12 protein-coding genes are annotated in these 11,541 nt (G+C 37.3%); 9 read left to right on the top strand and 3 right to left on the bottom strand.

Translation table 11 applies throughout. From position 1 onward, the window contains the following. Positions 1 to 201 precede the first annotated feature (201 nt). The 3 genes from ACTWP4_RS12770 (at position 202) to ACTWP4_RS12760 (ending at position 3,005) form a co-directional block, all read left to right on the top strand. On the top strand, positions 202 to 975 hold the full coding sequence (locus tag ACTWP4_RS12770) for an SDR family oxidoreductase (protein WP_443129156.1): 774 nt from the start codon (positions 202 to 204) through the stop codon (positions 973 to 975). 12 nt (positions 976 to 987) lie between these two features. Further along, entirely contained in the window at positions 988 to 1,986 is a 999-nt protein-coding gene (locus ACTWP4_RS12765; RefSeq protein WP_443129155.1) for a Gfo/Idh/MocA family protein, read from the top strand. A 62-nt stretch (positions 1,987 to 2,048) separates the two neighbouring features. Continuing rightward, complete coding sequence (locus ACTWP4_RS12760) at positions 2,049 to 3,005, top strand: NERD domain-containing protein (protein WP_443129154.1); 957 nt, start codon at positions 2,049 to 2,051, stop codon at positions 3,003 to 3,005. Between the two features lie 142 nt (positions 3,006 to 3,147). On the opposite strand, the gene ACTWP4_RS12755 is transcribed toward ACTWP4_RS12760, so the two are convergent. Both ACTWP4_RS12755 and ACTWP4_RS12750 read right to left on the bottom strand, forming a co-directional pair. Further along, positions 3,148 to 5,169, bottom strand: a complete 2,022-nt coding sequence (locus tag ACTWP4_RS12755) for a penicillin-binding transpeptidase domain-containing protein (RefSeq protein WP_443129153.1) — start codon at positions 5,167 to 5,169, stop codon at positions 3,148 to 3,150. A 58-nt stretch (positions 5,170 to 5,227) separates the two neighbouring features. After that, on the bottom strand, positions 5,228 to 5,809 hold the full coding sequence (locus ACTWP4_RS12750) for a class D sortase (RefSeq protein WP_443129152.1): 582 nt from the start codon (positions 5,807 to 5,809) through the stop codon (positions 5,228 to 5,230). A gap of 307 nt (positions 5,810 to 6,116) precedes the next feature. Between ACTWP4_RS12750 and ACTWP4_RS12745 the strand changes: the two genes are divergently transcribed. The 3 genes from ACTWP4_RS12745 to ACTWP4_RS12735 all read left to right on the top strand — a co-directional run bounded on the left by ACTWP4_RS12745 (position 6,117) and on the right by ACTWP4_RS12735 (position 7,361). Beyond that, positions 6,117 to 6,443 carry a helix-turn-helix domain-containing protein gene (locus ACTWP4_RS12745; protein WP_443129151.1) on the top strand — a complete coding sequence of 109 codons (327 nt, stop codon included), beginning with the start codon at positions 6,117 to 6,119 and terminating at the stop codon, positions 6,441 to 6,443. Between the two features lie 240 nt (positions 6,444 to 6,683). Continuing rightward, a complete protein-coding gene (locus ACTWP4_RS12740) occupies positions 6,684 to 7,166 on the top strand; it encodes a VanZ family protein (protein WP_443129150.1) in 483 nt (160 codons plus the stop codon). Positions 7,167 to 7,214: 48 nt separating this feature from the next. Then, entirely contained in the window at positions 7,215 to 7,361 is a 147-nt protein-coding gene (locus tag ACTWP4_RS12735; protein ID WP_443129149.1) for a hypothetical protein, read from the top strand. Between the two features lie 118 nt (positions 7,362 to 7,479). Here ACTWP4_RS12735 and ACTWP4_RS12730 read toward each other — a convergent pair whose 3' ends face one another. After that, the gene (locus tag ACTWP4_RS12730) at positions 7,480 to 8,121 is read right to left on the bottom strand and encodes a YigZ family protein (protein ID WP_443129148.1); all 642 of its coding nucleotides are present in this window, start codon (positions 8,119 to 8,121) and stop codon (positions 7,480 to 7,482) included. Between the two features lie 156 nt (positions 8,122 to 8,277). Here ACTWP4_RS12730 and ACTWP4_RS12725 point away from each other — a divergent pair, with 156 nt between their 5' ends. The 3 genes from ACTWP4_RS12725 to ACTWP4_RS12715 all read left to right on the top strand — a co-directional run bounded on the left by ACTWP4_RS12725 (position 8,278) and on the right by ACTWP4_RS12715 (position 11,521). Further along, on the top strand, positions 8,278 to 9,423 hold the full coding sequence (locus ACTWP4_RS12725) for a sensor histidine kinase (protein WP_443129159.1): 1,146 nt from the start codon (positions 8,278 to 8,280) through the stop codon (positions 9,421 to 9,423). Between the two features lie 117 nt (positions 9,424 to 9,540). Continuing rightward, entirely contained in the window at positions 9,541 to 10,242 is a 702-nt protein-coding gene (locus tag ACTWP4_RS12720) for a response regulator transcription factor (protein ID WP_443129147.1), read from the top strand. Between the two features lie 436 nt (positions 10,243 to 10,678). Further along, positions 10,679 to 11,521, top strand: coding sequence for a DegV family protein (locus ACTWP4_RS12715; protein WP_443129146.1), 843 nt, complete (start codon positions 10,679 to 10,681; stop codon positions 11,519 to 11,521). The last annotated feature ends 20 nt before the right edge of the window (positions 11,522 to 11,541 follow it).

The raw sequence follows: 11,541 nt of genomic DNA, 5'->3' as shown, positions 1-11,541 counted from the left end.
TAATCTCTAGTCTACAGCACTATAGAAAGGTGCATGCCTAAATAAGTTGGAACCGCCGTATACGGATCCGTACGTACGGTGGTGTGAGAGGTCGGATAATCAATTAATGATTATCCTCCTACTCGATATTGAAAAAGGAAAACTCTTGTTGCTTGCTATTGTAATCGCATACCTTATAAAATAAAGGCTAGGAGGTGCTTCATGGATTTAGGAGTAAAGGGAAAGAAAGTTCTTATTACAGCGGCAAGTAAAGGTTTAGGTAAAGCATGTGCAAAAACGTACGCAGAAGAAGGAGCACATGTTTTTATTGCAAGTAGAAATCTGGCACAATTAGAGGATGCGGTAACCGAAATAAAGAAACAAACAGGAAATGCTAATGTTGAGGCGTTGGTTTGTGATCTAACTAAAAGTCACGATATAGAAAAAATGATGGAGACGATAGGACGTGTAGATATACTAATCAACAACGCCGGAGGGCCACCAGCAGGTAGCTTTAGTGACTTTAATGACGATGACTGGCAGCATGCATTTGAGTTATTACTGATGAATATAATCCGGACAGTAAGAGCTGTAACACCTGGAATGAGAGAACAGCAATTTGGAAGAATTGTCAATATTACATCAAGTTCTATGAAACAAGCATTAGACGGATTATTATTATCTAATACATTCCGTCCTGCGATTGTTGGTTTATCCAAGAGTTTATCTCAGGAATTAGCATCTGATCAGATTTTGATTAATTCGGTAGGACCTGGAACAATGGAAACCGATCGAATCCGGGATATTTTTAAGCAGCAACCTTCAGACGAATCCGTTGAAGAACGTATTCAAAAAGCAGGAGCCAACATCCCGATTGGACGAATTGGACAACCAGAAGAATTCGCAAAGGCAATTCTTTTTTTAGGTTCAGCTGCAAATACATACATCACAGGTCAAACGCTTATCGTAGATGGCGGTGCAATGAAAACTTTATAAAGGAGAGGTAAAATGGCAAGGTTAAAATGGGGAATATTAAGTACAGCAAAAATCGGGAGAACAGAAGTAATACCAGCGATTCAACGATCTAGTAATGGAGAAGTCGTGGCAATCGCAAGTAGAAATCAACAAACAGCAAAAGAAGTAGCAGAAGAACTCAATATCCCACGCACTTTTGATAGTTATGAAGCATTATTAGATGACCCAGAAATCGATGCGGTCTACATTCCGTTACCAAACGCCTTACATAAAGAATGGGTAATCAAAGCAGCAGATAAGAAAAAACATATCTTTTGTGAAAAGCCAGCTGCAGTTACGAAGGAAGAACTAGAAGAAATGATAACAGCATGTGAAAAAAATAGTGTAGTATTCATGGAAGCGTTTATGTATCAATTCCATCCACAACATCAAAAAGTAAAGCAATTGATTCATGAAGGTGTGATTGGTGACGTAGCTTTCATGCGCGCAAGTTTTTCTTTTTATCTTGAAGATCGTTCCAATATTCGTTTAAATAATGACCTTGGCGGTGGCTCGATGTTTGATGTCGGATGCTATACATTGCATGCGATTCGCAATATTTTAGAGCAAGAACCAGTATCTGTCCATGCAAGTGCTCATTATCATCCAGAGCTAAAAGTGGACACGACTATGACCGGTACACTTACCTTTGCAAATGGCATTGTCACATCTTTTGATTCCAGTTTCGATTGTACACCTCGCGAGCAATATGAAGTAGTAGGTTCGAAAGGAAGCATCACGGTAACATCGGCATTCCGACCAGACACGAATGAAGGCATGATTGGCGAAATCCATGTCAAAACAGGTGAAGGTACAAAAATTTTAGAAGAAGCAGGCGATCAATATACTTTAATGGCAGAGAATTTTTCCAACGCAATACTAAACAATCAACCATTATTCTACGATCTGACAAAAATACGCAACCAAATGAAAGTACTCGACGCCGTATACGATAGCAGTAAAACTGGAAAGGTTATTTCATTGAAGGATTAACACCAAGCACAGTAGATTTTTACTGTGCTTTTTGCTACTATATATTGGAAAGGGGAGGAGAAATGATACCAGAAACATCACTAAAATTAATGAAGCACAAAGCACTAGTTGATCGTCTTCCAGAAGATCATCCACAATATCGGCATATTTATGAAAAATGGCGGCAATTCGAATCAGGCCAAGCAGGAGAAGCGAACCTTGAATATTATCTCCAACAAGCGAACCTTGATTCACCACAATTCCTTAACGGTCTCCGCATCGAGCACAAATCACCCTTCCAGATCGACTGGCTCCTTTTTGATTTAGGCTATCGTGTCATACTAGAAATCAAGAATTACACCGCTCCGATTTACTTTGATCCACATTCCCGACAACTGATACGAACAAAAGCAGGAGAAAAAGAAGTGTTTCCCGATCCATTATTACAAGTAGATCTCCAACATGCGCAATTACGCCGCTTTCTTGATGAGCATAACATTGAGCAACTTCCCACCTTTACTGCTGCGGTCTTCGTCAATCGTAATGCTATATTACAGCTTCACGATTACCCCGAAAGGCAGCGCATTCTCACAGCACAAGCCATTCCATTCTTTTTAGAAAAAATTGCCCGTAAACACCCAGCTAAAATATCATCATCACAAAATCAAGAAATTGTCTCTTTTTTACGTGATCACCACCAAGTAGCGCATTTTCCCATTCTTGAAAGGTATGGCATCGAATGGAGAGAAATTATCAAAGGTGTACCTTGTCCCTTGTGTGGAAGATTTGCTATGAAAAGAATAAGAATGCGCTGGCAATGCCCGCATTGCGGTGAGCGCAGCACCAATGCTCATTTGCCTGTGTTATTTACTTTAGCATTATTGTCGGAGAATAGGATAACAAATAAACTAGCAAGAGAATTTTTAAGAACAGATTCTCCAGAAGTAATGAAAAAAATACTTCAGCGAGCTCCATTAATACGAATGGGAAAAAATAAAGGTGCTTATTATAAACATGCTGAATTGATTAAGTATTTGTAAAATGCCCGATAAATAGTAAATAGTGCCCGATAATCAAAGAAAACCGCCCGATATGTGAAAATAAGTGCCCGATATCCAAGGGGAAGTGCCCGATAAACAGAAAAGAGCTAGCTCAATCCAGGAGCTAGCTCTTTACACCATTTTATTTTATCTCAGAAAAAACATTCCCGACTTTTTCTGCGACATATCCACTGCCATGATCTTTGTTCTCAATATTTTCTATCATCATACCGATAATCATACTGTCATCCTCGGGATAGCCGACGAACCAGCCATTCTCAGCGGCACCTTTTTCATCGAGGGTTTTTTTCAGTTCTGCAGTTCCGGTCTTTCCGGAGATGCCTAACCCACTAACATTTGCGCTTCCTCCTGTACCATCAGTAACGACAGCACGTAATGCATCGCGAATGATATTAGCATTTTCACTGGAGAGTAGTCCTTCTTTCCATGTCTGTCCTTTTTCTTCATCCATTAGCAATGTTGGCTGTACAATGTTACCATCGTTTTGCAAAATGGAATAGCTAGATGTTAGTTGCAGTACGCTCATTTCAATTTGTCCTTGACCATAACTTGTATCTGCTAATAATACTTCTTCACTTAATGTACCATCAGAAGAGATCGAGCTTTTCTGGATTGGATAGGTAAAAGGAAATTCCTCTCCAATGCCGAATTCTTTTAATCCGGAAACAAATGCATCTTCGCCCATCTCCAGTGCTTGCATAGCAAAATAAATATTGTCAGAGCGGACGAGCGCATCTTTTAAGTCAACCAGACCGTTTGATTCCGAAACACGTGTTACGGAGTAGTTCCCCCAGCCTTCTTTTTGCCAGGTAAGTCCATCAATTGTAAACCCCTTATTCGGATCAATCGAACCATTCTCCAAGCCGATAGCACTAGTAATCGGTTTGAAGGATGAACCAGGTGCAAACGTTGCGGTAAATCTATTTAATAATGGTTTCTGCGGATCTTCCTGCCATTCATTCCATTGATCACCGCTAAGTCCATACAGAAAAGCGTGTGGGTCGAAGGCTGGGCTACTTACTAAAGCCAATGTCTCACCAGTAACAGGATCAATCGCTGCAGCAGTGCCGGCATCACCTTTCATAGAATTGAATATACTTTGCTGAACATTGGCATCGATTGTGAGATTAATCGTCTCACCGTTTGTCACTTCTTTCTCTGCGATAACAATCGGATCTTGACCTTCTTTTTCAATATAAATTTGGACACCTTCCTTGCCGCGGAGCTTTTCTTCAAATAGTTCTTCCAGTCCACGATAGCCAATCAAATCACTTTCAGAATAAACATCGGAATCAACTTCTTCTAATTTTTCTGCTGTAATCGGTGCAATATATCCGACTAAATGAGCAGCTGCTTCCCCTAAAGGATAGACCCGACCAGTAGTATTTTGCTTTGTGAATGGTTCAATCGATTGTAATGCCTCTTCTAGACCACCTTCACTAATACTGGGAACTACTTTTAATGGAACAAATACATCTGATGTTACCCAGCTAGCACTTAAAGCATTATCAATTTCTTCAACCGTAATATCTAATACTTCTGCTATTTCCTTTTTTTCTTGTTCTTCATTCTTAAACCAGCCTGGTACGACCCCTAATTCATAAATGCGTTCATTAACAGCCAGACCTTGGCGATTGCGGTCATAAATTTCTCCTCGTACAGGCTCAATTGTACTGACACCTATCGTTCCACCGTCCTTTAATTCTGGGAAAATAAATCCTGGGTGCCAATTGACAAGCCAGTCAATCTCCTCTTCGCCTTCTACGGTTTCTACTGTTTTTACCATTTCGATTTCCGTATCAAAAGAGATAGGACCAGCCATCGTTTTCATACTTACACTAAGTGGGAATGTCATCGACTCCAACTCTTCTAAGTCGATTTCTTCCTCACCTTCAGCAGGTTGTGGTACTTCAAATTCAACAGACAGATCTGTTACTTCTAGGTCTTCATATATTTTAGGATAACGATCAAATTCTTTTTTATCTACATCTTCTTCAACCATTTGATACATACTTTCAAAGTCTTCTGCCATCCAGTGGTCAACATATTCCTGTAGGCGATCTTCTGGTTTGACTTGTTCGTCCTCTTGACAAGCAGCTAAAAATGCTACTAAACTCATGAATACTAGTAATAACCGTTTCATCTAATTTATACCCCCTCTTAAGCAAATGAAAAGCGTATTGCTAAATGAGACAATACGCTTAATAAATTGGTTTTGCATAAATAATATATCTTTCAGGTGCGTTTCCAACATAGGAAAAAGGATAACAAGTAGTGATAACCAATTCTTCATCAGGCGCTGTTGATTTAATGATCGTCGTATCGTCTGCATCGACAATTTTTGAATCTACCATTTCATATTCAAATTCGCCATATTCCAATTCTATTATAAAAGTATCACCGACCTCTACTTCTCCTAAATCTCGAAATACTGTATCACGATGGCCAGAAAGCACGATTTGATCGTTTTGTTGTGGATAGGCAGAACCTCGATAATGACCGACTCCTTTATCTAATTCATCTGGATCAGTTCCTTCTATGATAGGCAATTTAGCATCAAGCGTTGGAATGTGTAAAAATCCAACAGCTTCCCCCATATCTGGAAAAAACTCTTCAGGTGTTCGTTTAATTGCTTCGCCTGATTCCTTAGAAGACTGCTCTAGTAATTCATTTACCTCAGTGACAGCCTGTTTTTCAGCAGCTTGTATCTTGAAGTAACGGTAACCACCAATGCTTAGCAGCACGACACCAGCCAGAATAAAAAGTAGAGCTAACTTCTTCATATTAGTACACACCTCTTTAGTCTATGTATTATCCATATTATACTAATAATAATGATGAAATGCACGTGTTTATTAATGGGAAATAGTCGCAAATGTTCGACAATTGGACTAATCTTCCAAAAATATAGACAAATAATTACGTTTTAACGAATGTTTTTACAGGACTTAAGTCTTAATTTTTTGTAAATTATACAAAAATGGTCATAAACACTTGCGAAATTCGACAAAAAGGCGTACCTTTATATAGAACAGTAAAACAATTTTATGTTATAATGATCATTGTTACCAGGAAAGTGGGTGAACTGTTGTGATAGGGCAAAAAATTCAAGAGTTAAGAAAACAAAAGAGAATGTCATTATCGGAAGTAGCGGAGCATGCAGGGATTGCCAAGTCATATTTAAGTTCTATTGAACGTGGAATTCAATCCAATCCATCGATTCAATTCATGGAGAAGGTAGGTAAAGTTCTCGGTGTAACCGTTAATGAATTATTAATGTCCCAATCTGATGAAGAAATTAAAGAACAGTTAGACGAGGAATGGTTAAAGCTAGCAGAAGAAGCAATGCATTCCGGTGTCTCTAAACAGGAATTCAAAGAATTTTTAGAATTCAACAAATGGAAGCAAAATCAATAATCAGATAAACATGTCAGCCACTTGCAGAGGTAGCTGACTACTTTTTTGTCTAAAAGATGGTATCTTCACACTGATCGAATAAAAATAATATAGCTATAATAGAATAGACATGTCATAATGGAATCTAGTTTGACATTTTTGTTTTACAAAAACATGAAGTTTTGATTATAAACTTACGAAAAACTGCTATCTAAAAATTTATAAAAAATAGTGTAGATAAAAGAGGAGTTTTAGGGATTCATGAAGAAAATAATATATTGGATGTTTCCTATTCTATGGATGGGGATAATATATTACTCATCTGAGCAACCATACCAAGATCAAGATATCAGACCATTTCTGTCTCAGTATGTAGACTTATCGATATTGGAGCCGCTTTTACAATCAATCTCCTTTACCTACCACCAATCAGTAGTGAGTGTCGACCAATTGGGAGTAGAAGGATTTGTTGAATTTTTTGTTCGAAAGGGTGCTCATGTAGGGGTATTCTTCATACTATCCAGTTTATTTTATCTAGCATTTAAAAAGACATGGATGTATAAAAATGTAATTCTATTAACTTTTTTTGCATTTTTTGCAACTTTATTGTACGCTATTTTTGATGAATGGCATCAAGGTTTGACGCCAAACCGTACACCATATGCAGGTGATGTCATTCTCGATGGAACAGGAGCTTTGATAGCGGTTTTGGTTATTATAATAGTAAACAAGTTACGAAAATAGATGTACTAACATATGATATAATTAGGATGGTTAAAGGGGTTGAGTCGTTTGACGGAGCAAGAAGTTTATCGATCGATATTACAAAAAATGCTAGACCAAACAGAAAGACAACAAATCGATAATTCACAGGAATTTATAAAAAGGCTGACAAAAGAATTAAAGCAAGCAAATCTATTATCATTTCAAAATGAATAAAGAAACAAAACTCCCGCCTAGTTTCAGGCGCTCAAAGCTAGAACCACCGTATATACTTCTTTATAAAAAAAAGAGTGTGAAGATATATTTCACACTCCATTTATTTCCTGGGAAATAGTCAATCAGTCACTACATCTATCTCAAAATAGGAATCGTCGCCTTCCTTAATATCCACTTTTCCACTAGTCAAATTCGTGATCCAATCGATAAAATTCTCTTCCTCACCAACCAGTGTACGAACATGAAAAGTAACCTGCTCCAAATATTTCATTTCTTCTAACAAATATGGAGATTGTCGTAATTCATTTTCCAATTTCCCTAAAAGAGTATAATCCACAGTTACAAAAAACTTTTTCATTCGTTTTCTTTCGACAACACCAGTCGTATTGATGGCTAATGTCGTTGTGCTCGAATAAGCACGGATTAAACCACCTGCACCAAGTTTAGTCCCACCAAAATACCTTGTAACTACTACAGCTGTGTCCTTTAATTGCCGTTTTTTTAAAACTTCTAGAATTGGAACGCCAGCAGTACCACTCGGTTCCCCATCATCATTCGCTTTCTGAATCTGATCATGCTCACCAATCAAATATGCCGAACAGTTGTGGGTTGCGTCTGCATGCTTTTTCTTAATATGTTGGATAAATTGCTGAGCTTCGTCTTCGCTTGTGGTCCTTTTTACATATCCGATAAACCTTGATTTCTGAATTACCTGTTCATCAGAACCATCTGGTTTAACTGTAAAATATTGGTCAAGCATATATAAATCCTCCTAAATACAAATAAATTTGTGTTCGTCAAAATAATACGTGTAAAATAATTGTAATAGGGAATAAAGAATATTATTATGACCCCCTAAAAAAGAACTATATATTTCGTATGGTATAAAATGAAACTAGGTGGTGAGGTTTTGTATATGAAAAATACAGATCGTACATTAGATTATATAATAGACGAAATGATAGATACAGTAAAAAACAGTAAAGATGAAGTCTTTGAAATTGCCGAGGAATCCCGTAAGGAATATGAGTCATTAGAGCATGAATTAACGATACTAAAAGAAGATGTAGTAAACGTTATTGACGAAGGAGATATGCTCGAAAAAAAATCTAAGCTAGCCAGAAAAAAATTAGCGGATGTCAGTAAAAACTTCAAAGAATATTCAGAAGAAAAAATTAGAGAAGTATACGACCAAGCCCATCAGCTTCAAACAGATTTAGTTGTAACACGTGATAAAGAAAAGGTACTGAGGGATAGACGTGATGAAATTGAATTACGTTTAAAGGCAATCGAACAAATGGTGGAACGGGCAGAAGGACTAGTAGGAAAAATTTCGATCGTGTTGAATTATTTGAATGAAGATTTTAAAGAGGTTTCTGATTTAATCAGCGATGCACATGAAAAGCAAGAATTTGGTTTGAAAATTATCGAAGCACAAGAAGAAGAGCGACGTCGACTTTCAAGAGAAATGCATGATGGACCTGCACAAATGTTAGCAAATATTATGCTAAGGTCTGAAATAGTCGACCGTACTTTTAAAAAAGGCGATGTAGATTGTGCAATGAAAGAAATGCGCAATGTAAGAGTCATGATTCGCGACTCTTTACATGAAGTAAGACGCATAATTTACGACTTACGGCCAATGGCACTGGATGATTTAGGTTTAGTACCGACTATTAAAAAGTATATAAGGACATTAGAAGATCAACACCCTAACATCCAGTTCAAGTATCAATCGACAAATGAACGATTACATAGTCATTATGAAGTAGCTTTATTCCGGTTAATACAAGAGTCCATTCAAAATGCAATCAAACATGCTGAGGCAGAACGAATTATAGTTGACTTAGACATTTCATGTGAAAGAGTAGTTGCTACTATCACTGATAATGGTAAGGGATTCGAGCAATCCGAGAAAAAAGATAAATCTTTTGGTATAATAGGCATGCATGAGCGTGTTGAAATTCTCGGAGGAGAAATAAAAATTCATAGTAAAAAAGAAATAGGCACTAGAATTAGCATAATGATCCCTGTTGAGCAAGACATTAATACTGCAAATTAATTTAATTCAGGTATAATAGTAGGGATATAAGACAAATAGTATTACTAAAGTAGTGCAACTTTGATAACGTTACATAAATAAATTTAGTATATTCAGGAACATGAGGAGGAGTTATTCATGACAACCAACATTGTATTAATTGATGATCACAAATTATTTCGCGAAGGTGTTAAAAGGATATTAGAATTAGAGAATGGTTTTAATGTATTAGCAGAAGGTGATGACGGTTCCATGGCCGCTGAGCTTGTTAAAAAGTACAAGCCTGATGTGGTACTGATGGATATAAACATGCCCGGTGTCAACGGGGTAGAGGCGACTGCCGATCTGTTGGAACGTTATCCTGGGGTCAAAGTAATCATTCTATCGATTCATGATGATGAAAATTACGTGACGCATGCTCTTAAATCAGGAGCACAAGGTTACTTGTTGAAAGAAATGGATTCTGATGCATTAATAGACGCTATTTCCGTTGTATCAGAAGGCGGCTCATACCTTCATCCAAAAGTGACTCATAATTTAGTGAAAGAATATCGACGATTAATTACAGAAGAAGATGCACTATATGATTCTGATACGTCACTTTCAAAACTAAAAGAAGTAGAACACCGTAAACCACTTCACTTATTAACAAGACGTGAATGTCAAGTATTACAGCTGCTTGCAGAAGGTAAAAGTAACAAAGGCATCTCAGAATCTCTTTATATTAGTGAAAAAACTGTTAAGAACCACGTAAGCAGTATTTTGCAAAAAATGAAAGTAAAAGACCGTACCCAAGCGGTAGTTATAGCAATTAAAAAAGGCTGGGTAGAAATCCTTTAAAAAATAGAACTCCTTTAAATGGAAGAGCTTCTGTTAGAATGGCGAAATAAGAGACCAAATCGCATAATGATTTGGTCTCTATTTTTCTTTTTTAACGAATGAAATAGGGGTACTTTGAAAAGATGTGCTTCTGAGCGGACATTTATTCCTTTATTCGGCACATAATCGAGTTTTTATAGGATTACACGGACATTTGTTCCGCTATTCTCCTTTTTCACCGTTCATTAACGATAAAATGCATGAAATAACGGAACGGATGTCCGCTAAATCACTAAACAATCGCTTTTTGGTGCAAATAGCGGAATAGATGTCCATTCGTACTAGCCGAAAGGAAGTCACTACACTTCTTTCTCAAATTATGACTATGCAACGAACTGAATATTAGGTAAAATGAAATATAGTAAACTAAAAAATAGAAGAAAGGTTCGATATAAGTATGAAAGTTGCTGTCATTACCGATAGTACGGCATATATTTCAGAGTCGCGTAGACGTGAAAATGATATACATATGGTTCCTCTCACTGTTGTATTCGGAAACGACTCCTATCAAGAAGAAATAGATATTTCCACACAAGAATTTTATCAAAAAGTAAAAGAAGTTGAGGATTTCCCTAAAACTTCTCAACCGTCTATTGGACTTATAACAGAAAAATTAACCGAACTTGCAGAAGATTATGATCAAGCGGTTTTTATTACATTATCAAGTGGCATCAGTGGTACCTTTCAATCCATTGTAACGGCACAATCAATGGTAGAAGGAATTGAAGTTTTCCCATTCGATTCCGAAGTCAGTTGCTTGGCGCAAGGATTCTACGTGTTAGAAGCAGCTGAAATGGCTCAAAATGGACAAGATGCTGAAACGATTATGTCACGTCTTCATGAAATAAAAGGATCACTTCGCGCCTATTTCATGGCTGATGATTTAAGCCATCTACATCGTGGCGGCCGATTGAATGGTGCACAAGCATTAATTGGCAGCATGCTTCAAGTTAAACCGATTCTGCATTTTGAAGATACAAAGATAGTGCCATATGAAAAAATTCGTACTAAGAAAAAAGCATTAAAACGAATCTTTCAATTATTTGAAGAGGATGCATCAACAGGTGTTCCAATTAGGGCGACAGTCATTCATGCCAATCGTGAAGTAGAGGCTGAAGAGTTTAAACATCAACTGGAATCTAGATTTGATAATGTAGAGGTAGAGGTAAGCTACTTCGGCCCGGTTATCGGCACACACATTGGTGAAGGTTCTCTCGGACTAGGATGGTATAAAAAATAATAAGGTGGGGCTAGTCCCCG

Origin of the sequence: Gracilibacillus sp. D59, from assembly GCF_052246695.1 — a bacterium.
Classification (GTDB): Bacteria; Bacillota; Bacilli; order Bacillales; family Amphibacillaceae; genus Gracilibacillus.
Note: the sequence above shows the minus strand (reverse complement) of the source record. Positions and strands in the feature narration are given on the sequence as shown.